The sequence below is a fragment of the Streptomyces sp. NPDC030296 genome (assembly GCF_055572815.1).
In genome coordinates, this window is the sequence record NZ_JBVICQ010000002.1 from 803,240 (window position 1) to 827,693 (window position 24,454).

21 protein-coding genes are annotated in these 24,454 nt (G+C 71.4%); 10 read left to right on the top strand and 11 right to left on the bottom strand.

The annotated features are described in order from the left end of the window. Nucleotides 1-45: 45 nt before the first annotated feature. The 5 genes from fasR to ACZ4Z3_RS07540 all read left to right on the top strand — a co-directional run bounded on the left by fasR (nt 46) and on the right by ACZ4Z3_RS07540 (nt 5,064). Nucleotides 46-1,248 (top strand): fatty acid biosynthesis transcriptional regulator FasR, encoded by a 1,203-nt coding sequence (fasR, locus tag ACZ4Z3_RS07520; RefSeq protein ID WP_055520196.1) that lies wholly within the window; start codon nt 46-48, stop codon nt 1,246-1,248. 89 nt (nt 1,249-1,337) lie between these two features. Continuing rightward, nucleotides 1,338-2,276, top strand: coding sequence for an ACP S-malonyltransferase (locus ACZ4Z3_RS07525; RefSeq protein ID WP_468500114.1), 939 nt, complete (start codon nt 1,338-1,340; stop codon nt 2,274-2,276). A 21-nt stretch (nt 2,277-2,297) separates the two neighbouring features. Beyond that, entirely contained in the window at nt 2,298-3,329 is a 1,032-nt protein-coding gene (locus tag ACZ4Z3_RS07530; RefSeq protein ID WP_468500115.1) for a beta-ketoacyl-ACP synthase 3, read from the top strand. Between the two features lie 99 nt (nt 3,330-3,428). After that, nucleotides 3,429-3,677 (top strand): acyl carrier protein, encoded by a 249-nt coding sequence (locus ACZ4Z3_RS07535; protein WP_007381745.1) that lies wholly within the window; start codon nt 3,429-3,431, stop codon nt 3,675-3,677. 115 nt (nt 3,678-3,792) lie between these two features. After that, nucleotides 3,793-5,064, top strand: a complete 1,272-nt coding sequence (locus tag ACZ4Z3_RS07540) for a beta-ketoacyl-[acyl-carrier-protein] synthase family protein (protein ID WP_468500116.1) — start codon at nt 3,793-3,795, stop codon at nt 5,062-5,064. Between the two features lie 95 nt (nt 5,065-5,159). Here ACZ4Z3_RS07540 and ACZ4Z3_RS07545 read toward each other — a convergent pair whose 3' ends face one another. After that, nucleotides 5,160-5,654, bottom strand: coding sequence for a DUF3145 domain-containing protein (locus ACZ4Z3_RS07545; protein ID WP_055539650.1), 495 nt, complete (start codon nt 5,652-5,654; stop codon nt 5,160-5,162). A 344-nt stretch (nt 5,655-5,998) separates the two neighbouring features. Between ACZ4Z3_RS07545 and ACZ4Z3_RS07550 the strand changes: the two genes are divergently transcribed. Next, nucleotides 5,999-6,898: an SGNH/GDSL hydrolase family protein gene (locus ACZ4Z3_RS07550; protein ID WP_468500117.1), complete on the top strand. Its 900-nt coding sequence runs from the start codon at nt 5,999-6,001 to the stop codon at nt 6,896-6,898. 209 nt (nt 6,899-7,107) lie between these two features. Continuing rightward, nucleotides 7,108-8,352, top strand: a complete 1,245-nt coding sequence (locus tag ACZ4Z3_RS07555; protein ID WP_468500118.1) for a pyroglutamyl-peptidase I — start codon at nt 7,108-7,110, stop codon at nt 8,350-8,352. Nucleotides 8,353-8,365: 13 nt separating this feature from the next. On the opposite strand, the gene ACZ4Z3_RS07560 is transcribed toward ACZ4Z3_RS07555, so the two are convergent. From ACZ4Z3_RS07560 to ACZ4Z3_RS07575, 4 genes are all read right to left on the bottom strand, one after another. Next, nucleotides 8,366-9,229 (bottom strand): EI24 domain-containing protein, encoded by an 864-nt coding sequence (locus tag ACZ4Z3_RS07560; protein WP_468500119.1) that lies wholly within the window; start codon nt 9,227-9,229, stop codon nt 8,366-8,368. Between the two features lie 53 nt (nt 9,230-9,282). Beyond that, nucleotides 9,283-10,458: a GDSL-type esterase/lipase family protein gene (locus ACZ4Z3_RS07565; RefSeq protein ID WP_468500120.1), complete on the bottom strand. Its 1,176-nt coding sequence runs from the start codon at nt 10,456-10,458 to the stop codon at nt 9,283-9,285. 13 nt (nt 10,459-10,471) lie between these two features. Then, nucleotides 10,472-11,050 (bottom strand): TetR/AcrR family transcriptional regulator, encoded by a 579-nt coding sequence (locus ACZ4Z3_RS07570; RefSeq protein ID WP_055515450.1) that lies wholly within the window; start codon nt 11,048-11,050, stop codon nt 10,472-10,474. Nucleotides 11,051-11,186: 136 nt separating this feature from the next. Next, the gene (locus ACZ4Z3_RS07575; protein WP_468500121.1) at nt 11,187-11,987 is read right to left on the bottom strand and encodes a thioesterase II family protein; all 801 of its coding nucleotides are present in this window, start codon (nt 11,985-11,987) and stop codon (nt 11,187-11,189) included. Between the two features lie 345 nt (nt 11,988-12,332). On the opposite strand from ACZ4Z3_RS07575, the gene ACZ4Z3_RS07580 reads away from it, so the two are divergent. Then, nucleotides 12,333-14,888 (top strand): M14 family zinc carboxypeptidase, encoded by a 2,556-nt coding sequence (locus ACZ4Z3_RS07580; protein WP_468500122.1) that lies wholly within the window; start codon nt 12,333-12,335, stop codon nt 14,886-14,888. A 91-nt stretch (nt 14,889-14,979) separates the two neighbouring features. Beyond that, nucleotides 14,980-16,152, top strand: a complete 1,173-nt coding sequence (locus ACZ4Z3_RS07585; RefSeq protein ID WP_468500123.1) for a serine hydrolase domain-containing protein — start codon at nt 14,980-14,982, stop codon at nt 16,150-16,152. Between the two features lie 131 nt (nt 16,153-16,283). On the opposite strand, the gene ACZ4Z3_RS07590 is transcribed toward ACZ4Z3_RS07585, so the two are convergent. After that, nucleotides 16,284-17,306 carry an NADP-dependent oxidoreductase gene (locus ACZ4Z3_RS07590; RefSeq protein WP_468500124.1) on the bottom strand — a complete coding sequence of 341 codons (1,023 nt, stop codon included), beginning with the start codon at nt 17,304-17,306 and terminating at the stop codon, nt 16,284-16,286. A 137-nt stretch (nt 17,307-17,443) separates the two neighbouring features. Here ACZ4Z3_RS07590 and ACZ4Z3_RS07595 point away from each other — a divergent pair, with 137 nt between their 5' ends. Beyond that, entirely contained in the window at nt 17,444-17,881 is a 438-nt protein-coding gene (locus tag ACZ4Z3_RS07595; protein WP_468500125.1) for a MarR family winged helix-turn-helix transcriptional regulator, read from the top strand. Between the two features lie 83 nt (nt 17,882-17,964). On the opposite strand, the gene yjfF is transcribed toward ACZ4Z3_RS07595, so the two are convergent. From yjfF to ACZ4Z3_RS07620, 5 genes are all read right to left on the bottom strand, one after another. Then, nucleotides 17,965-18,993: a galactofuranose ABC transporter, permease protein YjfF gene (gene yjfF, locus ACZ4Z3_RS07600; protein WP_468500126.1), complete on the bottom strand. Its 1,029-nt coding sequence runs from the start codon at nt 18,991-18,993 to the stop codon at nt 17,965-17,967. Continuing rightward, entirely contained in the window at nt 18,993-20,117 is a 1,125-nt protein-coding gene (locus tag ACZ4Z3_RS07605; protein WP_468500127.1) for an ABC transporter permease, read from the bottom strand. Before ACZ4Z3_RS07605 ends, yjfF begins: the two co-directional genes overlap by 1 nt. Next, on the bottom strand, nt 20,114-21,652 hold the full coding sequence (locus tag ACZ4Z3_RS07610; protein ID WP_468500128.1) for a sugar ABC transporter ATP-binding protein: 1,539 nt from the start codon (nt 21,650-21,652) through the stop codon (nt 20,114-20,116). The genes ACZ4Z3_RS07605 and ACZ4Z3_RS07610 overlap by 4 nt, the downstream gene beginning before the upstream one ends. 92 nt (nt 21,653-21,744) lie before the next feature. Further along, entirely contained in the window at nt 21,745-22,755 is a 1,011-nt protein-coding gene (locus ACZ4Z3_RS07615; protein ID WP_468500129.1) for an ABC transporter substrate-binding protein, read from the bottom strand. 149 nt (nt 22,756-22,904) lie between these two features. Beyond that, the gene (locus ACZ4Z3_RS07620; RefSeq protein WP_468500130.1) at nt 22,905-23,954 is read right to left on the bottom strand and encodes a LacI family DNA-binding transcriptional regulator; all 1,050 of its coding nucleotides are present in this window, start codon (nt 23,952-23,954) and stop codon (nt 22,905-22,907) included. Nucleotides 23,955-24,454: the final 500 nt, after the last annotated feature.

Genomic DNA, 24,454 nt, shown 5'->3' on the forward strand with positions numbered 1-24,454 from the left:
GACCCGCGCCGCATGTCGGGCCGTTGATGAGGCACTCTAGGTCCCGTGCCCGAACCAGAAGCCAGCAAGTCCGAGACCGCACCGTACGTCCACGCGCACTCCGCGACGTTGAAGCGGCTGGAGAAGTCGTCCGGAAGCCTCGCCGCGCAGGCCATCGCGCGGATGGACGAGACGCTGCCCTGGTACCGGGCGATGCCGCCCGAGAACCGGTCGTGGATCGGACTGGTCGCCCAGGCGGGTATCGCGGCGTTCACGGAGTGGTTCCGGCACCCCGACGCCCCCCAGGCGATCTCGACGGACGTGTTCGGGACCGCGCCGCGCGAACTGACCCGGGCGATCACGCTCCGCCAGACCGTCGAGATGGTGCGCACGACCATCGAGGTCATGGAGTCCGCGATCGACGAGGTCGCGGCCCCCGGCGACGAGAGCGTGCTGCGCGAGGCGCTGCTCGTGTACGCGCGGGAGATCGCGTTCGCCACCGCCCAGGTGTACGCGCAGGCCGCCGAGGCCCGGGGCGCGTGGGACGCCCGCCTGGAGTCCCTGGTCGTGAACGCGGTGCTCAGCGGCGAGGCCGACGAGGGCGCGGTGAGCCGGGCCGCCGCCCTCGGCTGGAACTCGCCCGAGCATGTGTGCGTGGTCCTCGGCACGGCCCCCGACGGTGACAGCGAGCTGACCGTGGAGGCCATCCGCCGGGCGGCCCGGCACGCCAAGCTCCAGGTGCTCACGGGTGTGCTCGGCGACCGGCTCGTGGTGATCGCCGGTGGCAACAACGACCCGTTGCAGGTGGCGAAGTCGCTGATCGGTCCGTATGCGGCGGGCCCGGTCGTGGCGGGGCCGATCGTGCCCGACCTGCTGGCCGCGACCCGGTCCGCGCAGGCGGCGGCCGCGGGCCTCAAGGCCTGTTCCGCCTGGCAGGACGCGCCCCGGCCCGTGCTGGCGGACGATCTGCTTCCGGAGCGGGCGATCGCGGGTGACCCCAATGCGCGCGAGCAGTTGGTGGAGGAGATCTACAGACCACTGGAGGAGGCCGGCTCCGCGCTCCTGGAGACGCTCAGCGTCTATCTCGAACAAGCGTCCAGTCTGGAGGGTGCGGCGCGGATGCTGTTCGTCCATCCCAACACCGTGCGCTACCGGCTTCGACGTGTGACTGACGTCACCGGCTGGTCGCCCTCCGATGTACGCTCTGCGTTCACGTTGCGGATCGCGTTGATCCTGGGGCGTCTGGTCGATGGGGATCACCAGCTCTAGGGTTTTGTCGAAGGGCTACAAAAGGCCCTGCTGTTCTTCGTCCCTGTCCTCACGGGCGGCTTCGGCCGTCCCCAAGAGAGAGTGTGAGAGTGCTCGTACTCGTCGCTCCCGGCCAGGGCGCCCAGACGCCCGGCTTCCTGAACCCCTGGCTCGAACTGCCCGGTGCCGCCGACCGCCTCGCCGCGTGGTCGGACGCCATCGGACTCGACCTCGCCCACTACGGGACGCAGGCCGACGCCGACGACATCCGGGACACCGCCGTCGCCCAGCCGCTGCTGGTCGCCGCGGGACTGCTGTCCGCCACCGCCCTCGGGGAGGTCTCCCCCGGTGCGGTCGCGGGTCACAGCGTCGGTGAGATCACCGCCGCCGCCTTCGCCGGTGTCCTCGACGACACGGCCGCGCTGACCCTCGTGCGCAAGCGGGGTCTGGCGATGGCCGAGGCCGCCGCGATCACCGAGACCGGTATGTCCGCGCTGCTCGGCGGCGACCCGGCGACGACGGTGCCCCACCTGGAGAAGCTGGGGCTGACCCCGGCGAACATGAACGGCGCGGGCCAGATCGTGGCCGCGGGCACCCTGGAGCAGCTGGCCGCCCTGGCGGAGGACAAGCCCGAGGGCGTCCGCAAGGTCGTGGCGCTCAAGGTCGCCGGCGCCTTCCACACGCACCACATGGGTCCGGCCGTGGACGCGCTCGCCAAGGCCGCCGAGGCCCTGGCGCCCGCGGACCCGACCGTCACCTATGTCTCCAACAAGGACGGCAAGGCCGTCGCGACCGGCACCGAGGTGCTGGAGCGGCTGGTCGGACAGGTCGCCAACCCGGTCCGCTGGGACCTGTGCATGGAGACCTTCAAGGAGCTGGGCGTGACCGGCCTGATCGAGGTCTGCCCCGGCGGTACGCTCACCGGTCTCGCCAAGCGCGCACTGCCTGGCGTACGGACGGTGGCCCTCAAGACTCCCGACGACCTCGACGCCGCTCGTGAGCTCATCGCCGAGACATCGACACCTGCCGCTGACGCGGCGGGCGCCTGAGACCTTAGGAGCCAGACAGAAATGTCGAAGATCAGGCCGAGCAAGGGCGCCCCGTACGCACGCATCCTCGGCGTCGGCGGCTACCGCCCGGTCCGAGTGGTGCCCAACGACGTGATCCTGGAGCGGATCGACTCCTCCGACGAGTGGATCCGCTCCCGCTCCGGCATCGAGAGCCGGCACTGGGCGAACGACGAGGAGACCGTCGCCGCCATGTCGATCGAGGCGTCCGGCAAGGCCATCGCGGACGCCGGCATCACCGCCGAGCAGATCGGCGCCGTGGTCGTCTCCACCGTCTCGCACTTCAGCCAGACCCCGGCCGTCGCCACGGAGATCGCCGACAAGCTCGGCACGGCGAAGGCCGCCGCCTTCGACATCTCGGCCGGCTGCGCGGGCTTCGGCTACGGCCTGACCCTCGCCAAGGGCATGGTCGTCGAGGGCTCCGCGGAGTACGTCCTCGTCATCGGCGTGGAGCGGTTGTCGGACCTCACCGACCTGGAGGACCGGGCCACCGCGTTCCTCTTCGGTGACGGCGCCGGCGCGGTCGTCGTCGGCCCCTCCCAGGAGCCGCACATCGGCCCCACGGTCTGGGGCTCCGAGGGCGACAAGGCCGGAACGATCAAGCAGACGGTGCCGTGGACCGAGTTCCGGCTCGGTGACGTCGCCCAGCTCCCGCTGGACAGCGAGGGCAACGTCAAGTTCCCCGCGATCACCCAGGAAGGCCAGGCGGTGTTCCGCTGGGCCGTGTTCGAGATGGCGAAGGTCGCTCAGCAGGCGCTGGACGCGGCCGGGATCAGCCCGGACGACCTGGACGTCTTCATCCCCCACCAGGCCAACGAGCGGATCATCGACTCGATGGTGAAGACACTCAAGCTGCCGGAGCACGTCACGGTCGCCCGTGATGTGCGCACCACCGGCAACACCTCGGCCGCCTCGATCCCGCTCGCCATGGAGCGGCTCCTGGCGACCGGCGAGGCGAAGAGCGGCGACACCGCGCTCGTCATCGGCTTCGGGGCGGGTCTCGTGTACGCAGCGACGGTCGTTACCCTCCCCTAGGCAACCGTTCCGGATCTTGCGGTCCGGCGCGGTACAGCAACACCTGCCGCTGACGCGGCGGACGCCCACCCTCTGGATATCTACGAAGGAGCGCCTGACATGGCCGCCACTCAGGAAGAGATCGTCGCCGGTCTCGCCGACATCGTGAACGAGATCGCCGGCATCCCGGTCGAGGACGTCCAGCTGGACAAGTCCTTCACCGACGACCTGGACGTCGACTCCCTGTCCATGGTCGAGGTCGTCGTCGCCGCCGAAGAGCGCTTCGACGTCAAGATCCCGGACGACGACGTCAAGAACCTCAAGACCGTCGGCGACGCGACCGACTACATCCTCAAGCACCAGGCCTGATCCACCGGGACCGGGTCCGGCCGTCCGGCCGCCCGGTCCCGGGAATCGGTCCCCGCAAGCCCCGCCACCCGGCGGTGGCGCCGCTGAATCCTCGTAACCGTTGGAGAACATTCCCGTGAGTTCGACCAATCGCACCGTGGTCGTCACCGGTATCGGCGCAACCACACCGCTGGGTGGCGACGCGACTTCCACCTGGGAGGGGCTGGTGGCCGGCAGGTCCGGTGTCCGCCCCCTGGAGCAGGACTGGGCCGCCGACCAGGCGGTCCGTATCGCGGCGCAGATCGCCGTCGAGCCGACCGAGGTCATCCCCCGGCCGCAGGCCCGCAAGCTGGACCGTTCGGCGCAGTTCGCGCTGATCGCGGCCAAGGAGGCGTGGGCCGACGCCGGTTACACCGAGACCTCCGCCGACGACGGCACCGTCGACGCCGACCGGGTCGGCGCGGTCATCGCCTCCGGCATCGGTGGTGTGACGACGCTGCTCGACCAGTACGACGTGCTGAAGGACAAGGGCGTACGCCGTGTGTCCCCGCACACCGTGCCCATGCTGATGCCCAACGGCCCGTCCGCCAACGTCGGTCTGTACGTGGGGGCCCGTGCCGGTGTGCACACCCCCGTGTCCGCCTGCGCGTCGGGCGCCGAGGCCATCGGCTACGCCATCGAGATGATCCGCACCGGCCGCGCCGACGTCGTGGTCGCCGGTGGCACCGAGGCGGCGATCCACCCGCTGCCCATCGCCGCGTTCGGCAACATGATGGCGATGTCCAAGAACAACGAGAACCCGCAGGCCGCGTCGCGTCCGTACGACACCGCCCGCGACGGCTTCGTCCTCGGTGAGGGCGCCGGCGTCGTGGTCCTGGAGTCCGCGGAGCACGCCGCCGCCCGTGGCGCCCGGGTCTACGCCGAGGCGGTCGGGCAGGGCATCTCCGCCGACGGCCACGACATCGTGCAGCCCGAGCCGGAGGGGCGGGGCATCGCCCACGCCCTGCAGAACCTGCTGGACCGCACCGACCTGGATCCGGCGGAGATCGTGCACGTCAACGCGCACGCGACGTCGACGCCGGCCGGTGACATCGCCGAACTGAAGGCGCTGCGCAAGGTGTTCGGCGACGACACCGACCACATGGCCGTGTCCGGTACGAAGTCCATGACCGGGCATCTGCTGGGTGGTGCCGGTGGTGTGGAGACCGTCGCGACGGTGCTCGCGCTGTACCACCGGGTGGCTCCGCCGACGATCAACGTCGACGACCTGGACCCGGAGGCCGAGGCCAACGCGGACGTGGTGCGGGGTGAGGCCCGCAAGCTGCCCGTGGAGGGCCGGATCGCCGCGCTGAACGACTCGTTCGGCTTCGGTGGGCACAACGTGGTGCTGGCGTTCAGGACGATCTGACACCGGCGTCGCATGACGATGGCCCGGACTCTGGGAAGAGTCCGGGCCGTTCGCCGTTGTGGGACGAGTACGCCGGCGGTGCGGGCCGGTTCTGGCTACACGACCTGGTGGAGCCAGCGGACGGGGGCACCCTCTCCCGCGTACCTGAAGGGCTCAAGTTCGTCGTCCCACGGCTTGCCGAGGAGCTTGGCGATCTCCGCCTCCAGGTCCGTCTCCCCACCGCGGGATCGCGTCAGGGCCGCGCGCAGGCGGTCCTCCGGGATGAGGATGTCGCCGTGGATGCCGGTGACCGCGTGGAAGATGCCCAGGTCGGGGGTGCAGCTGTAGCGCTCGCCCTCGGCTGTGGGACAGGGCTCGGCGGTGACCTCGAAGCGGAGCAGGTGCCAGCCGCGGAGCGCGGAGGCCAGCTGGGAGGCGGTACCGGCCCGGCCCTGCCAGGAGAACTCCGAGCGCCAGGTGCCCGGCGCGGCCGGCTGGCGGATCCAGTCGAGGTTCACCCGGGTGCCCAGAACGCCCGCGACGGCCCACTCGACGTGCGGGCACAGCGCACGCGGCGCGGAGTGCACGTACAGAACTCCACGTGTCGTCACCGGGGCCTCCACAGAGCGGGACGTCTTGCAGTTTGACGGATCGGCAGTGGCAGAGCGGCCACGGGCCGAGGCTACCGTGCGGCGGGGCGGGGAGTGTGACGTACCGTCGGAGCCGGCGCCGGGAAGCGGCGCGGTTTCACCCGGCGGGACGCGTGTCCGACCCTTCGATTGGGCCATCGGGGGTGGCCCCCCGGAGGAACTAGGCCATCTGAGGGGACGTCCGGAATGGCTGGATCAGTTGCGTCGTCCGTCACATCCGCCCCGGCCGCCGTCCGTGTCGGGAACCTTCGCGCGTTGTGAAGGGTGGGAACTTGCATGGGGATGACCGAAGAGGGGACCAGGGGATGCGGAAGCGACGCCACCGTTCGAGGGCGGTGTCCGGTGCCGTGCTGGCGGCGGCGCTGCTGGCGGTGACCGGCTGCGACGCCACCGGCGGCAGCTCCCCCGGCCCCGAGGGCACCGGCACGCAGGCCCGCCCCTCCGTGTCACCGACCCCCGCCTGGGACAGCACCCCGCGCTCGCTGGTGGCGGTCGGGGACTCCGTCACCCGTGGCTTCGACGCGTGCTCGGTGCTGTCGGACTGCCCCGAGGTGTCGTGGGCGACCGGCAGCGACGCCTCGGTGGACAGTCTCGCCGTACGGCTGCTCGGCCGGACCGGAGCGGCCGAGCGCAGCTGGAACTACGCGGTCACCGGGGCCCGGATGGCCGACCTGCCGAACCAGGTGGCGCGGGCGGTGACCCGGAAGCCGGAGCTGGTCACGGTCATGATCGGCGCGAACGACGCGTGCCGGGCGACCGCCGACGAGATGACCCCGGTCGCGGACTTCCGCGCGGACTTCGAGGACGCGATGGAGACGCTCCGCGACAGCCTGCCCAAGGCGCAGGTGTTCGTGACGAGCGTGCCCGATCTGAAGCGGCTGTGGTCCGAGGGCCGGAGGAACCCGCTCGGCAAGCAGGTGTGGAAGCTCGGCATCTGCCCGTCCATGCTGGCCGACCCGGATGTCCTCACCACGGCGGCGACGGAGCGGCGGGAGGCCGTCCAGGACCGTGTGGAGGCGTACAACGACGTGCTGCGGGAGGTGTGCGCCGAGGACCGGCACTGCCGGTACGACGGGGACGCCGTCTTCGACTACCGCTTCGGGCAGGCCCAGCTCAGCCAGTGGGACTGGTTCCATCCCAGCGTGGACGGCCAGGCGCGGCTGGCGGAGATCGCCTACCGGATCGTCAGCCGGAAGGGCGAGTGACCCAGGGGGACGGGAGGGTCCGGGCGACCGGTCCCTCACGGCGCGCGGCATGGCGCGCGTCCTTCCGTCACGCGATACTGCCGCGGTCCGGGCTACACCCCCACGCGGCGCACTCGCGCCACAGCTACGGAAGGACTCGAACTCCCTTGCATTCCACAGGACTTGGTTTCAGGTTGGGGCGGCGCGGCAGGACCGGAGCGCGGGGAGCGGTGGGGCTGGTGGCCCTGTTCGCGGGGCTCGCCGTGCCCGGGCCCGCCGCGGCTTCCGGTTCCGGTCCGGCCGCGGGGACCGCCGCGTCCCTCACCGTCGAGGAGCAGCGGCTCGACCGTGCGGTGCCCCAGGAGATTCTGCGGCGGTCCGGATTCGACGGGGTGGCACCGGAGTTGGAGCGGGCGCTCGCCGGGGCGCGGTCGTACCAGCAGGCGGAGCGGATCGTCGTCCGTGAGGGGTCGCGGCTGTGGACGCGTGCCGTGGACCGGGCGCAGGGGCGGGGGCCGGCGGGCGGTGACCTGAGCCGGGACGACGACCGGCCGCTGTACTGGGCCCGGTTGGGCATGACGCGGGAAGTCCGCGAGTGGGCACCGGGGTTCGGGCTGAGCGACACCCAACGGGCCGCGCTGCTCGGGAGGCTGGAGCAGGCGTCGCGGGGGCAGGACGCGATCAGTTACCCCAGCTCCGCCGACGGGAAGGCGCTGAAGCGGATCCTCGTCACCGGGTTCGACCCGTTCACCCTGGACCGGGACATCCGGATCTCCAACCCGTCCGGGGCGACGGCGCTCGCGCTCGACGGCACGGTGATCCGTACCGCCGACGGTCCGGCGCGCATCGAGACCGCCGTCTTCCCCGTCCGCTGGCGGGACTTCACCGACGGGACCGTGGAACGTACCCTGCGCGAGCAGCTGCCCCGGGTGGATCTCTTCGCCACCGTCAGCCAGGGCCGGGTCGGACGCTTCGACATCGAGCGCACCAACGGCGCCTGGCGGGGCGGCTTCCCCGACAACGACAACATCGCGCGCACCGAGACCGTCCCGGTGACCGACCCCGCCACACAGCCGCAGTGGACGTCGACGACCCTGCCGTACGCGGCCGTCGTCGCCGCTGCCACGGGGCGCTTCCCGGTGTACGACAACACGAGCGTGACGGAGATACCGGCGGGCGGCACCACGGCGGTCGTACGGCCGGAGGGGCCGACCGCGGGCTCGACCGCCAGGGCCGGGGGCGGCGGGGACTACCTCTCCAACGAGATCGCCTACCGGGCGACGCTGCTGCGGGACCGGCTGGGGCTGCACGCCACCCTGCCGGGCGGGCATGTGCACACGCCGGTGCTCCAGTTCGGGGCGGGCAACACCGACCCGGCGACCGGGAGGGTCACGGACCCCGAGTTCGTGCGGAACCGGCTGGACATCATCGCGCAGGTACGGGCCATCGTGGGGGTGGCCGCGGACGCGTCGTGACCCGCCCCGGCGGTCACCGCACCCGGGGCTTGGTCCAGGGGTCCGCCGGCCGGGGCCGGGGCGCGTGGCCGCCGCCGGGGCCGCCGCTCCGGCCGTCGTTGCCGCCGTGGTCGTCGTCGTCGCCGCCCGTCGTCTCCTCGCCGAGGAGGTCGCGAGCCATGAGGGTGGCGCCGGCGACCGCGCCCGGCATCAGGAAGACGGCGACGAACGGGACGAGGAAGGCGAGGCCGAGCGGGGTGCCGAAGCCCCACACCAGCATCCGGCGGGAGCGGAGCAGCCGGAGCCGGTCGCGGAGTTCGATCCGGCGGCGCTGGAGGGCGACCCCCGTCAGCTCCTCGGTGAGGAAGAAGCCCGTCACGAAGAAGCCGATGACGGGGACGACGGTCTGTCCGACGAACGGGACGAAGCCGAGGCCGAAGAGCAGGACGCCCCACAGGGCCGCCCTGACGACGATGCGGAGGCTGTCGCGGGCCGAGATCCACAGCTCCCGCCAGAACGGCAGACCGGACTCGGGTGCGGTGCCGTCGGGGGACACGTCGCGGTCGACCTTCTCGGAGAGGTTCTCGTAGAAGGGCTGGCCGATGAGAAGGGTCATGGCCGTGAAGGTCACGACGGACAGGAGGAGGGCGAGGGCGAACAGGACGGCGGTGAGGAGACCGCGGAAGAGGCCGGACCAGGGGCTGGACCAGTCGTCGGCGAAGGGGGTGCACCAGGCGACGAAGTCCGGGCCCCACACGGCCAGGGCCGTCAGGGCGGCCAGGTAGAGGACCAGGGTGATCAGGCCGGGGATCAGGCCGAAGCCGTACTGCCTGCCGTGCCGGGCCACCCACTTCTGGCCCTGGACGAGATATTGGAAACCCACCCCTAGATCGCGCATGGGGGCACTTTATCCATGGGGTGGGCGGGGAGGGCCAGGGGGGCCGCGGCCCTTCAGGGTGCGAAGGGGCCCTCGTCGGTGAAGGCGCGGGCGGCGAAGCGGCGGGCCATGAGCCGGTGGGTGGGCGCGTCCGGGTGGAGGTCGTCGGGAAGGGGATGGGCCTCGGCGTCCTTCTCGCCGTACAGGTCCCGGCCGTCCAGGTGGTGGAGGTTCGGGTCGCTCTGGGCCCGGTCCGCGACCAGGCGGGCGAGTTCGGCCCGGATCACCTCCAGGTTGAGCTTGCCCAGGGGCACCTCGGCGGGGTCGCCCATGGCGCGGAACCGCAGGCGGCCCTCCCCGACGCCGGTGAAGTCGGGGGCGCAGGGGCCGGGGGTCGTCTCGTGGATGGGGCACAGGATGGGCGAGACGACGAGGAGGGGCGTTGTGGGGTGGCCGTCGCGGATGGTGTCGAGGAAGCCGTGGACGGCGGGGGCGAAGGCCCTCAGGCGCATGAGGTCGTGGTTGACGATGTTGATGCCGATCTTGAGGCTGATCAGGTCGGCGGGGGTGTCACGGATGGTGCGGGCGGTGAACGGGTCCAGGAGGGCGCCGCCGCTGAAGCCCAGGTTGATGAGTTCGACGCCGCCGAGGGAGGCGGCGACGGCGGGCCAGATACCGGTGGGGCCGGTGGCGTCGGAGCCGTGGCTGATCGAGCTGCCGTGGTGCAGCCAGGTGCGGCGACCGGGATCGGGGGCGGGCTCCACGGGGGCGTCGGTGCGCAGCGCGACCAGTTCGGTGGTCTCGTTGTGCGGGAGCCAGATCTCGACGGTCTTGTCGGTGTCCGGGAGGTCCGTGAAGCGGACGGTGCCCGGGGCACCCGGTTCGCGCTCGGTGGTTCCGGCCGTCATGTCGATGGTGAGCGTGTGGCCCGAGGTGACGCTGCCCCGGCCCGTCGGGACGCCGTCCACGAGCAGTTCGTAGACGCCGTCCGGGCGGGGCGGGACGCCGACGTAGTTCCGCTTGGTGGGCAGGGTGTCGAGTTCGACGAGGGTCGCGCGGGTACGGAACACCAGGCGTACGCCGGACGGCTGGGCCTCCGCCATGGCGAGTTGGGGGTCGGCGCACTGGGCGCGGGCGCGTGCGGGGAGCCGGTGCGGGAGCAGACCGTGCTCGGTGCGCTCCAGGTCGAGGGCGCCGCGCAGCAGGTCGGCCGTGAGGGGGGTGCTGATCCAGTGGTCGTCGGTGTGCATGCCTCACCTGGGGTCAAGGGGCGGAGGGTGCGGGCCAGTTGCGCAGCAGCGCGTCGAGGGCGTCGAGCAGCCGGGTCCAGGTCTCCTCGGAGTCGGGGAGGCTGTGGCTGAACCCGCCGCCGAGTTCCAGGCTGACGTAGCCGTGGAAGAAGCTGCCGAGCAGCCGGACGGCGTGGGTCTGGTCCGGTTCCTCCAGGTCGTAGCCGCGCAGGATCGCCCGGGTCATCCGGGCGTGTCGGACGCCCGCGCTGGCGGCGGCCGTCTCGGGGTCGAGCCGCATCCGGGCGGCGGTGGCGCGGCCGGGGTGTTCGCGGGCGTAGTCGCGGTACACGTTCGCCATGGCGGCCAGGGCGTCCTTCCCGGCACGTCCGGCGAGCGCGGCGGCGCCCCGGTCGGCGAGCTCCTCCAGGGCGAGCAGGGCGATACGGGTCCGCAGGTCGTGGGAGTTCCGCACGTGCGAGTACAGGCTGGCCACCTTGACGTCGAACCGCCGGGCCAGCGCCGAGACGGTCACCTCGTCGAACCCGACCTCGTCGGCCAGCTCCGCGCCCGCCCGGACGAGACGTTCCGGGGTGAGCCCCACCCGCGCCATGGTCTTCCTCCCGCCGACTGAGGTCGATTATGGAGTTGCCTAAAGGTATTAGGCAAGCGGACACGGTGTTTAGGTTGAGTGGGGCGCTTCCACCGGGACGCGCCGGAGCGCGTCGCCGGGAGACAGGCCGGGTCGGTCAGCCGGCGCGGGTCGGCAGCAGTCCGCGGAGCAGCGCGACGACGTCCTCGGGGTGGTCGTTGAGGAAGAAGTGGCCGCCCTCGAACACGCGGGTGCCGAAGTCGCCCGAGGTCTGCTCACCCCAGCCCCGGACCTCCTCGACGGTCGCCTGCGGGTCCCGGTCGCCGGCCAGGGCGACCACGGGGCAGGACAGGGGCCGGCCGGGGGTGTCCTCGTAGGAGGCGAGGGCCCGGTAGTCGCCGCGCAGCGCCGGCAGGATCAGCTCCAGCAGCTCCGCGTCGTCGAGGATCACGGCGTCGGTGCCGCCCAACCCCCGGATGCGGCGGACGAGTTCGGCGTCGTCCACCGGCCAGGTCAGGTTGCGGTTCCGGCCCCGGGCCGCGGAGGGCGCGCGGCGGCCCGACACGACGAGCAGCCGCGGCTCACCGCCGGGCAGCCGGGCGAGCCGTACCGCCACTTCGTACGCCAGGGAGGCCCCCATGCTGTGGCCGAGCAGTGCGCGGGGCCGGTCGCCCGGCGGGCCCAGCGCCTCGGCGATCAGGTCGGCCAGCAGGTGCAGATCCTCGACCGGCGCCTCGGACAGCCGGTCGAGCCGTCCCGGGTACTGCACGGCCGCCACGTCCACGGCCGGGGCGAGGGCGACGGCCAGGGGCCGCCAGTAGGCGGCGGAGCCGCCCGCGTGCGGGAAGCAGACCAGTTCGCAGTCGGCGCCGATGCCAGGGCCGTCACCGGGGCCGGTGGGGGTGTTCCCCGCCTGCGGGAAGCGGCGCAGCCAGAGGTCTGCTCGGCGGTTCACCATCGCCCGCCCTCCGCCCGCGCGCCCAACAACCTTGTCACGGCGCCCACTTCGCGGTGCGTCCGCGCCTCACCAGACATCCAGGGACCTCTCGAACGGGTTCGTGCGTCGTGCGACAGCACCCGCATCGTCGCATCCCCGCGTCCCCCGCCGTCCGGCACTTCCCCACGACGTCCGCTCACCGTGCCGCCCTGCCCGCCCCACACCCCCAACACGCCTACGCGACCGCCCTGTTCGCGACGTCCGTGACACGGGGGCCCTCTTGTTGCGCGGGAGTCGAACATGTAGACCACCTGTGGTCGACACCCGCTCACCGGCCGTCAAGGATCCCCCACTCCAGGAGGTAGTGTGCGTCCGCCCCGACCCGGTCCGAGATCCACGCTGTTCAGTGCCGCCGTCGTCGCCGTCACCGCCGGCGCGCTGCTCATCGCCCCGTATCCCGCGGGCGCCGACCCCCGGCCGACGGTCCGCGAGGGCGACCCGCTCCCCCGGGGCGCGTCCGACGCCCCCGCGAGCGCGGCCCGAAGGGCCCTCACCGCACCCGAGATAGACCTGGCGGACGACGCCGGGCGCGCCGTCCGCGGCTACCCCCGCGAGCAGGTCCTCGCCCCGGACCCGGAGAACCCCGCCGACAAGTCCATCAAGCTGGGCCTCACCCCGTACCACGCCATCGCCCCCAGGCTGAACGCCCTCCAGGCGCTCGGCGACCGGGTGAGCGTCGAGATCGCCGGGCGCTCGGCCGGCGGCCACCGCCTCTACCTGGTCACCGTGACCGCCCCGGAGACCGCACGGCAGGCCCGCGCCCAGGCCCGGATGCGCGAACGCATCGAGAACGCGCCCCGACTCGCGGCCAAGGACCGGACCCTGAAGAAGACGTACAAGACGCCCGTCTTCTTCAACAGCAACATCCACGGCAACGAGTGGGAGGGCACCGACGCGGCTCTGCGGCTCGTCGAGCGGCTGGCGAAGGCGAAGGACACACGGACGAAGGACCTGCTGGCCCACAGCCGGCTGTACTTCAACATCACGGCGAACCCGGACGGCCGGATCGCCGGCACCCGGACCAACGCGAGCGGCTTCGACATGAACCGCGACTTCGTGACCGCCTCACAGCCCGAGGTGCGCGCGATGCGACGGATCCAGATCGGCAAGCAGCCGGCCGTCATGCTCGACCTGCACGGCTACGTCAACGGCACCCTCATCGAGCCGACCACTCCCCCGCACGGCGAGAACTACGAGTACGACCTCTTCCTGAAGAACACCTACGCCAACGCCCTGCGCATGGAGGCCGCCGTCAACGGCCTCGGCTACACCCACGACAAGGACGGCGTGGACCCCGCCCAGATCCCCTTCCGCGACTCGCAGGAGGGCTGGGACGACTGGCCGCCGGTCTTCACCCCGCAGTACGCGGCCTTCCACGGGACGGTCGCCGCGCACACCGTGGAGATCCCGCTCCAGGTCAACAACGCGGCGTACGAATCGCTGCCGGTCGCCGAGCTGCGCCGTCGGTCCGCGATCAACGTGGACGTGGCGGGCGCCGCCATGGAGGCCACCCTCGCCTTCGTACGGGAGAAGCGGTCCTCGCTCCTCGCCGACCAGATCGAGGTGTTCCGCCGCGGCGCCGCGGGCGCCGCCCAGGTGCCGGTGTCCGAGGAGACCGTGCCCGGTGTGCCCGGCATCGGCCCGGAGGACGTGTACACCGCCGATTTCCCCCGCGCGTACGTCGTTCCGGCGGGCCGTACCCAGCGTTCCGCGACGGCCGCCGCGCGCCTCGTCGACCATCTGATCGCCAACGACGTACGCGTCACCCGCGCCACGGCGGGCTTCCGGCTCGGCGGACGGACGTACGCGAAGGGGTCGTACGTCGTCGACATGCGCCAGGCCAAGCGCGGGCTGGCCAACGCGCTGCTGGCGGACGGGCGGGACATCAGCGACAAGGTGTCGGTGATGTACGACATCTCCGGCTGGAGTCTCGGCCGGCTGTGGGGCGCGACCGTCGTGGCGGCCCAGAGCGGCCGGGTGTCGGCGCTGCCCGTGCGCCCGGTGCGGTCCGCGGCCCCCGTCGGCCGGGTGGCGCCGCGCGGGACGCTCCGTCTGCGTCTCGACTCCCCGCAGGAGATCGCCGCCCTCAACTCCCTGCTGAGGGACGGCGTCCGGGTGCGGCAGGCGGCCGACGGCAGCGCCCTCGTTCCGTCCTCGGCCCGCCGGAAGGCGGCGGCGCTCGCCCGCTCGCACGACGTGGTGTTCGCGTCGACGAGGGCGGGCGGCGGCACGGTGCTGCGGCCCGTCCGGGTCGCGGCGGCGGTCTCGGCGGGCGAGCTGTTCGCGCTGCGGGAGATGGGCTTCGACGTGGTCCCGGTGTCGACCGCGGTCCTCAACGGGGGCTTCGACTGGTCGCGGGCCGATGTGCTGTTCGTGTCGTCCGGTCTGTCGTACGACGGCCTGAACGCGTCCGCGCGGACGGCGCTGACCGGCTTCCTCGCCGGTCACGGCCTCGTGGGCGGGGGCGCGGCCGGTGCCGCGCTGAGCAACGCCACCGGGCTGCTGAAGGCGACGGCGGTCGAGGGCAACGGGGACGCCAACGGCGTGGTGCGCGTGGTGAACGCGGGCGGACCGATCACGGGCGGCGCCCCCGACCACGGCTTCGTCTACGCGCCCGTCTGGTTCACCGGCCTCGGCCCCGAGGTCACCGTGGAGCAGTCGTACGGCACGGGGGACCCGCTGGTGTCCGGGCACTGGCGGCCTCAGGGCGACGGGAGCGGCGGCCCGGCAGCGGCGGCGGGGCAGGCGTCCGTGGTCCGCGGCCCGCACGCGGTCCTCTTCGGCACCGAGCCGCTCTTCCGCGCCCACCCGAAGGGGGAATTCCCGCAGGTGGGGCGGGCGTTGCTGACGGTGTCCCGATAGACCGCGCGATCAGTCGAACCGTCGTCGGCGGTCGCCGGCCGTCCGTCGGCGATCGGTCGGCCGCCGTCGGCCGAGCAAGGAGAGCACAGGTATGACCGAGGCGAACCGGACGGTCACCGTCCAGGGCACGGTGGCCGCCGGATTCGAGGAGGTGCGGGAGCGCTTCACCGCGTTCGTGGCGGGCGAACGCTCCGACTACGAGGGCCAGTTGTGTGCCCATGTGCGCGGGCGGCGGGTCGTGGACCTGTGGGTCGGCCCCGACGGGGAGGCGTCCGCGGACGCGCTGCACGGAGTGTTCTCCTCCACCAAGGGGGCCGCCCATCTCGTGGTCGCGCTCCTCGTCCAGGACGGTGTCCTCGACCTGGACCGCGAAGTCGCCCACTACTGGCCCGAGTTCGCGGCCGAGGGCAAGGGTGCGGTGACGCTGCGGCAGCTGCTGGCGCACCGGGCGGGCCTCCTCGGCCCGGACACCGGGTTCACGGCCGAGGAGCTGGCCGACGACCGGGTCATCGCCGAACGCCTTGCCGGGCAGCGCCCGTTCTGGCGTCCGGGCGCGGCCTTCGGCTACCACGCGCTCGTCATCGGCGCACTGACGGGAGAGGTCGTGCGCCGCGCCACGGGGCGTTCGCTCCAGGAGGTGTACGAGGAGCGGATCCGGGCCCCGTACGAGCTGGACTTCCATCTGGGGCTGCCGGCCGGTGACGAGCCGCGCTTCCGCTCCGTCCAGCCGATGCTGCCGACGCCCGCCCAGCAGGCGGAGCAGGACGCGGTGGAGCAGGGCCCGCACACGCTGGCGTCGATCGCCTTCAACGCGAACGTCCCGGGGGCCGACGATCTGACCTCCTTCCCCAACTCCCGTCTCGTGCGGGAGAAGGGCCAGTCGTCGGCGGGCGGCACGGCGTCGGCCCGCGGACTCGCCGGGATGTACGCGGCGGCCGTCGACGGGCTGAACGGCCGCCCGCCGCTGCTGAAGCCGGACACGGTCGCCGAGTTCGGCCAGATCCACTCCGTCGGCCACGACCTGGTCGCCCGCGCCCACAAGGCGTTCGGGCTCGGCTTCCAGGCGACCGCCGAGAACGCCTACCCGTTCCTCGGCGCCGGCGCCTTCGGGCACAGCGGCGCCGGCGGCTCCCAGGCCTTCGCCGACCCCCGCAGCGGCCTCGCCTACGGCTACACCCGCCGCCGCATGGCCTACCCGGGCGGGGCGGCACCGGAGAACGTGGGCCTGGTGCGGGCGGCCCACGCGGCGGCCCTGAAGGTCTGACCCGAGCGGCCGCAACCCGAGCGGCCGGGAACGCGAGCGGCCGGAACGCGACGGAGTCCGCACCCCACGTCCAGGGGTGCGGACTCCGTCGTGTGCAACGAACGCGACCGGGGCGCGTCACGGGGTGGGGATCAGAGCTTGACGATCATCTTGCCCGTGTTGTCGCCGCGCAGGACGCCGAGGAAGGCCTCCAGGTTGTTCTCGATGCCCTCGACGACGGTCTCGCGGTACTTGAGGGCGCCCGAGGCGACCCAGGGCCCGACCTCCTGGACGAACTGCGACTGGAGGTCGTAGTGGTCGCCGACGAGGAAGCCCTGGATGCGGCCGCGGGTCTGGATGAGGCGGGCGAGGTTCTTCGGGCCGGGGGCGGGCTCGGTGTTGTTGTAGACGGAGATCATGCCGCAGACGGCGATCCGGCCGTCGCGGTTGAGCTGCCCGATGGCGGCCTCCAGGTGGTCGCCGCCCACGTTGTCGAAGTAGACGTCGACGCCGTCGGGCGCCGCCTCGCGCAGCTGCTCGGCGACGGAGCCGTTCTTGTAGTTGAAGGCCGCGTCGAAGCCGTACTCCTCGACGAGGAGCTTGACCTTGTCGTCGGAGCCGGCCGAGCCGATGACGCGGGAGGCGCCCTTGAGCCTGGCGATCTGGCCGACCTGGCTGCCGACGGCACCGGCGGCGCCGGAGACGAAGACGGAGTCGCCCTCCTTGAAGGAGGCGGTGCGCAGCAGACCGGCGTAGGCGGTGAGGCCGGTCATGCCGAGGACACCGAGGTAGGTGGACAGGGGCGCGGCGTCGGGGTCGACCTTGACGGCCTGCTTGGCGTCGAAGGTGGCGTACTCGCGCCAGCCGCCGAAGTGCAGCACGTGGTCGCCGACGGCGATGCCGTCCGCGGCGGAGGCGACGACCTCGCCGACGGCGCCGCCCTGCATGGCCTTGCCCAGCTCGAAGGGGGCGACGTACGACTTGGCGGCGCTCATGCGGCCGCGCATGTACGGGTCCACGGAGAGGAACTTGTTCCTCACCAGGACCTCACCGGCGGCGGGCTGCCGGATCTCCGCCTCGACCAGGGCGAAGTCCTCGGACTTCGGCCAGCCGACGGGGCGGCTGAGCAGGTGCCATTCGCGGCTGGTGGCGGGGAGGGCGGAGGTGTCGGACATGGGGGGCCTTCCTGCGGGTGCGTGCGGTGTACGGATCATCGGGGTCGCCCGTACATACCGTGCGGTTACTTCAGTACCTGAAACAACCATGCTCCTGAATATTTCATGCTGTCAAGTAAAGGGGTAGCCTGGAGAGCATGGCCACACAGAGGACGATCCCCCGCGCCGACCCGCTGACCGTCGAGGTCGTCGAACTCATCGGCACCGTCGTGGCCCGCTACCACGCGGAGTACGAGGACGCCGCGGCCGAGCACGCCCTCACCGGAGCGCAGGCTCGCCTCCTCGGGCTCCTTTCCCTCGAACCGCTCCCCATGCGTCAGCTGGCCCAGAAGTTGCGCTGCGAGCCGTCGAACGTGACCGGCATAGTGGACCGGCTGGAGGCCCGGGGCCTGGTCGAGCGCCGCCCCGACCCCAAGGACCGTCGGGTGAAGCTGGCCGCCGCGACGACGGAGGGCCGCCAGGTCGCCCGCGGCCTGCGCGAGTCCCTGAACTTCGCCCGGGAGCCACTGGCCGGCCTGTCGACGAAGGAACGGGAGTCCCTGCGGGACCTGCTGCGGCGCATGCTGGAGGCTTAGGAGGCCCGACAACGGAAGCGGCCCGACGCACGGTCTTCGTGCGTCGGGCCGCTTCCGTTGTCGAGGACGGCTCTCGCCGGCGGTCAGGTCTTCTTGCGGGCCGTCATCGCGCGCTGGATCAGGATGAACGCGCACAGCAGGACACCCGTGGCGATCTTCGTCCACCAGGAGCTGAGGGTGCCCTCGAACTGGATGATGCTCTTGATGAGGCCGAGGACGAGGACGCCGAACAGCGTGCCGATGACATAGCCGGAGCCGCCGGTCAGCAGGGTGCCGCCGATGACGGTCGCGGCGATCGCGTCGAGCTCCATGCCGACGGCGTGCAGCGGGTCACCGGACTGGATGTACAGCATGAACAGCAGGCCGGCCAGGGCCGAGCAGAAGCCGCTCACCGTGTACACGGCGATCTTGGTGCGGCCCTGCGGGAGACCCATCAGCATGGCCGACTGCTCGTTGCCGCCGATGGCGTACACACGGCGTCCGAAGCGTGTGTAGTGCAGCACGTAGAACGCCACGCCGATGACCAGCAGGGCCGCCATCGCGCCGATCGACAGATCTCCCAGGCCGAGCGACACCCGCGTCTGGGCCAGGCTGCTCACCGAGGCGTCGCTGACCGAGATCGACTCCTCGGTGATGACCAGGCACAGTCCACGGAAGAGGAACAATCCGGCGAGGGTCACGATGAACGGCTGGATCTCGAAGTTGTGGATCACATAGCCCATCAGGTAGCCGCCCAACGCTCCGACGCCCAGGGCGAGGAGGACGGCGAGCGGCAGCGGCACCCCCTGGCGCTCCACCATCCAGGCCGTGAACATCGTCGTGAAGCCGATGACGGAGCCGACGGAGAGGTCGATGCCGCCGGACAGGATGACGAAGGTCGCGCCGACGGCGGCCACCAGCAGATAGCCGTTGTCGATGAACAGGTTCAGGAAGACCTGCGGTTCGCCGAAGCCGTAGTTCTGGTAGCGGCTCAGGCCCGCGATGTACATCACGAGGAAGAGCGTGGCGGTCACCAGGACCGGCAGCCGGCGGTCGCCGAGCAGGGTCGTGAGCTTGGACGTCGGCGTCGGGCGGCTGTCCGGGGCCGTCGGGGTCTGGGTGGTCGCGCTCATCACGACACCTCCATCTTGGGGGCGGCCTCGGCGGTCGTGACGGTCTTCGCCGGCTCGGTGGCGGCGCTGCCGCCGCTCGCCGCACCGGACTTGGGCCCGAACTTGGCGCCGAAGACCTTCGCGCGGAACTTCGGGGACTGGAGCAGGCAGACGATGATGACCACCACGGCCTTGAAGACCAGGTTCGTCTGGGTCGGGACGCCGATCGTGTAGATCGTGGTCGTCAGGGTCTGGATGACCAGGGCGCCGATCACCGTGCCGCCGATGGAGAACCGGCCGCCCAGCAGCGACGTACCGCCGATGACGACGGCGAGGATGGCGTCCAGCTCGATCCACAGACCCGCGTTGTTGCCGTCCGCCGCCGAGGTGTTGGAGCTGATCATCAGGCCGGCGATGCCCGCGCACAGGGCGCAGAAGACGTACACCATGATCTTGATGCGGCGGGAGCGGATGCCGACCAGGCGGCTGGCCTCGGCGTTGCCGCCGACGGACTCGACGAGCAGACCGAGGGCCGTGCGGCGGGTCAGCAGGACGGTGACGGCCACGACGACGGCCACCACGAAGATGGAGAACGGCAGGGTCAGCCAGTAGCCGCCACCGATCAGCTTGTACGGCTCGCTGTTGATCGTGATGATCTGGCCGTCGGTGATCAGCTGGGCCACACCGCGCCCGGCGACCATGATGATCAGCGTGGCGATGATCGGCTGGATGCCCATGCGGGCGACCAGGAAGCCGTTCCACAGGCCGCAGACCACCGCCGCGACGAGGCCGATGCCCATGGCCAGGAACACCCCGGACAGCGCGCTCTGGTCGGCCTGGTCACTGATGTACGAGCAGGTCAGGGCGCCGGTGATGGCGACGACCGCGCCCACGGAGAGGTCGATGCCGCCGGTGGCGATCACCAGGGTCATACCGACCGCCACCAGGATGAGGGGCGAGCCGAACAACACGATCGAGACGAGGCTGCCGTAGAGGTGGCCGTCCGTCATCTTGATCGAGAAGAAGTCGGGCGTGAAGGGCACGTTGACGAGCAGCAGGGCCACCAGGACCGCGACCGGCCAGAACAGGTGGTGGTGTGTCAGCGCCCGCCAGCGGGACGTCGTGGCTGCGGATGGGGTGCTCACTGGTGTTCTCCGCTCGCGATGGTCTCCAGGATCTTGCTGGTGGTGATCTCCGGCCCGTTGGTCAGGCGCGCCACCAGCTTGCGGTCGCGCAGCACGCCGATGGTGTGGCTGAGGCGGAGGACCTCCTCCAGTTCGGCCGCGATGTAGAGCACGGACATGCCGTCCTCGGACAGGGACACCACGAGCTTCTGGATCTCCGCCTTCGCGCCGATGTCGATACCGCGCGTGGGCTCGTCGAGGATCAGCAGCCTGGGCTGGGTGATCAGCCAGCGGGCCAGCAGCACCTTCTGCTGGTTGCCGCCGCTGAGCTGGCCGACGCGGGCCTCCGGGTTGGCGGGGCGGATGTCGAGGGCCTTGATGTACTTGGCCACGAGTTCGTCGCGCTGCGCGGCGGGGATGGGCCGGGTCCAGCCCCGGGCCGCCTGGAGGGCGAGGATGATGTTCTCCCGCACCGTCAGGTCCGGTACCAGGCCCTCGGCCTTGCGGTTCTCCGAGCAGAACGCGACCCCGGCGCCGATGGCGTCGTTGGGGGCGTTCATCGGGACCGGCTTGCCGCCCACGGTGACCTTGCCGCTGTCGGGCTGGTCGGCGCCGAAGAGCAGCCGGGCGAGTTCGGTGCGGCCGGAGCCGAGCAGTCCGGCGAGGCCGACGACCTCGCCCTTCTTGATCTCCAGGTCGAAGGGGGCGATACCACCGGTACGACCGAGTCCCTCGGCGTGCAGCAGGGTCTCGCCGACGTCCGCGCGCAGCTGGTGCTCGTGGAGCTCCTCCAGCTTGTCCAGCTCCTTGCCGATCATGAGCTGGATGAGTCCGACCTGGTCGAGGTCGCTCACCATGTGCTCACCGACGAGGGTGCCGTTGCGCAGGACGGTCATGCGGTCGCAGATCTCGTAGATCTGGTCGAGGAAGTGGGAGACGAACAGGATCGCCACGCCGTCGTCCTTCAACCGCCGCATGAGGCGGAAGAGTTCGAGGACCTCGTCCCGGTCGAGGCTGGACGTCGGCTCGTCGAGGACGAGCACCTTGGTGCCCTGGCCCTCACCGTCGCCTTCGCCGGTGCTCACCGACCGTACGATCGCGACCAGTTGCTGCACGGCCAGCGGGTACGCGGACAGCGGCGCGGTGACGTCGATGTCGAGGCCGAGCCGGTCGACGAGCTCCGCGGCCTCCTTGCGCATCCGCTTCCACTGGATGCGGCCGAAGCGGGTGGGCTCCCGGCCGATGAAGATGTTCTCCGCCACCGACAGGTTGGGGCAGAGGTTGACCTCCTGGTAGACCGTGTTGATCCCGGCCTGCTGCGCCTGGAGGGGGCTGGCGAACCGTACGGACTTCCCGTCGAGGGTGATCGTGCCGCCGTCCAGGGAGTAGACCCCGGTCAGCACCTTGATCAGGGTCGACTTGCCGGCGCCGTTCTCGCCCATGAGGGCGTGGATCTCGCCGGGGAAGAGCCGGAAGTCGACGCCCGACAGAGCCCGTACCCCCGGAAACTCCTTGACTATGCCCGTCATCTCCAGGACGGGCCGTGGCTCTGCCATGGCAGCGCTCCTCTTGGATTTCGTTCAGGCCCGCAGGGAGCCCCGGGACCGAGGGGTCGGTCGGCCGGAGGCTCCCTGCCGGAAGGTGCGGGTCAGTACTTGCGGGTGGGGAGGGCGTCCTTGGCCTGGTCCTGCATGAAGTCGCTCTCCTTGGTCTTGATCCAGCGCTCGACCGAGCCGCCGTCCTTGACCGTCTGCACGACCTCCATCAGCTGGGGGCCGAGCAGCGGGTTGCACTCGACGATGGCGTTGATCTTGCCCTCGGACATGGCCACGAAGCCGTCCTTCACACCGTCGATCGAGACGATCAGGATGTCCTTGCCGGGCTTCTTGCCGGCCGCCTCGATGGACTGGATGGCTCCGATGGCCATGTCGTCGTTGTGCGCGAAGAGGACGTTGATGTCCGGGTTGGACTGCAGGAAGGCCGCCATGACCTGCTTGCCGCCGGCGCGGGTGAAGTCACCGGTCTGCGTGACGACGATCTTCCAGTCGTCCTTGTGCTCCGCGTCCATGACCTCCTTGAAGCCCTTGGCGCGCTCGATCGCGGGGGCGGAACCGGTCGTGCCCTCCAGCTGCGCGATCTTCACCTTCCCCTTGTGCCCGGCCTTCTCCAGGACCTTCTCCAGGATCTTGGCCGCGCGACGGCCCTCGTCCGTGAAGTCGGAGCCCACCAGGGTCACGAACAGGGACTCGTCGGAGGTCTCGACGGAGCGGTCGGTGAGGACCACCGGGATCTTCGCGGCCTTGGCCTCCTTGAGCACGGCGTCCCAGCCGGTGACCTTCACCGGCGAGAAGGCGATGACGTCCACCTTCTGCGCGATGAAGCTGCGGATCGCGGAGATCTGGTTCTCCTGCTTCTGCTGGGCGTCGGAGAACTTCAGGTTGTAACCCGCCTCCTTGGCCGCCGACTTGATGGAGTCGGTGTTGGCGCTGCGCCAGCCGCTCTCGGAGCCGACCTGGGAGAAGCCGAGGGTGATCTTCTTGCTGCCGCCGCCGGAGGAGGAGGAACCGCCGGAGCCGCCGTCCTCCTTGGCGCAGGCCGCCAGACCCGTCGCTGCCGCTACGCCGACCGCCGCCGTGAGGAAGTTCCTTCTGTTGAGCATGTGTCTTCTCCTTTGAAGAGCCGGCCCGGGTGGACCTGCTGGTACTGGGTGGACCGGCCGCATGACGTCCAGCCTGTCGATCATCGTTCGAAATGTCGGCCGTACTGAGGGATGCTGAGGGATGGTGAGTTCGGGGTGGGGGCGCCGGGTCAGCCGGGTGGTGCGGTCCCCGGCGGGGATGCGTACGGGTAGGTGCTGGCCCGGACGACGAGTTGGGGTTCGATGGCGATGCGGGTCGGACCCGAGGGGGTCCGGCCCTCGATCAGGTCCAGGAGCAGTGCGATGCTCCGTTGGCCCACCGCGGAGAAGTCCTGTCGGACCGTGGTGAGCGGTGGTGCGAAGAACTCCGACTCGGGGATGTCGTCGTAGCCGACGACCGCGACGTCCTGGGGAGTGCGTACCCCTGCTTCGCGCAGGGCCCGCAACACACCCAGAGCCATCTGGTCGTTGGCCACGAAGACGGCGGTCAGACCGCGGCCGACCCAGCCGGCGAGTTCCTGGCCCGCACGGTAACCCGAGAGCGGGCTCCAGTCACCCCTCAGGGGCATCGGCGGTTCCACGCCTGCCTCTTCGAGGGTCGCCCGCCAGCCGGCGACCCGGTCGGCGGCCTCCTGCCAGTCCTCGGGTCCGGCGAGGTGCCAGACCGTGCGGTGGCCGGCGGCCAGCAGGTGACCGGTGGCGAGCCGGGCACCGAGGTGCTGGTCGACGTTGGCACTCGGGACCGTGGACGCGGAGCCCGTGCCCACGGCCACCACCGGGAAGGGCCGGCGGAGTTCGGCGAGGGCCTCGACCGCCGACCGCTGCGGGGCGATGGCGATCACACCCTCCACCCCGCCGTCGCTGAGATGGTCCAGGGCCTCGGAGAGGGTCTCCACGGTCAGCTTGCGCATACTGACCGTCGAGACCAGGTACCCCTCGGCCCGGGCCGCCTCCTCCAGCGCGAACAGGGTGCTGGCCGGTCCGTAGAGCGTGGTGTTGGAGGCCACCACGCCCAGGGTCCGGGTGCGCCGGGTGGCCAGGGCCCGCGCGGAGGAGTTGCGACGGTAGCCCATCTCCTCGATCGCGCGCTGCACCCTGGCGCGGGTCTCGTCCCGCACGTTGGGGTGGTCCCCCAGGACCCGTGAGACGGTCTGGTGGGACACCCCCGCGAGGCGGGCGACGTCCGCCATGGTGGGCGGCCGGAGCGGTGAGTGTGTCACGGCCGCACCTCCTTGGCGGTCGTCTGCCGATAAGACCTGTGCTGCGGGTAAGACCTGTGCCGCGGGCGGGGAGCTCCGCGTCGTCGGCTTCACGCCGGGGTCCCGGACGTTCCCATGGCACCCGGGGGCAAAGCGGGTTGGAGCGCTGCTGGCACGACGCTCGTACCTCCTCGGGTGCCGTCGGGAACCGACTGGTGAATGCGGAGGTCATTGTGAGCGCTAACAATTCCTGTGGGTCAAGAGGGCTGCGGCAGGGAAGTCGTCACGGTTGAATAACGCGACCTTCCGCCGGGGTCGCCGCGGAGCCCCTCCGGGGCGCACGTTACAGGCGTGAAAAAGCCCCAGGTCCTGCGGTGTTGACACGACGACCCCCCGCTTCCCCGCCCCCGTCGCCGGCCACTCGGGCCACCGCTGTGGACAAGCACCACGGAGGTGTTCGCGACACCATCGGCGAGCCCACGAGGCCCGACGCGGGGCCCTCAAGGGGCCGCCGCGGGCAC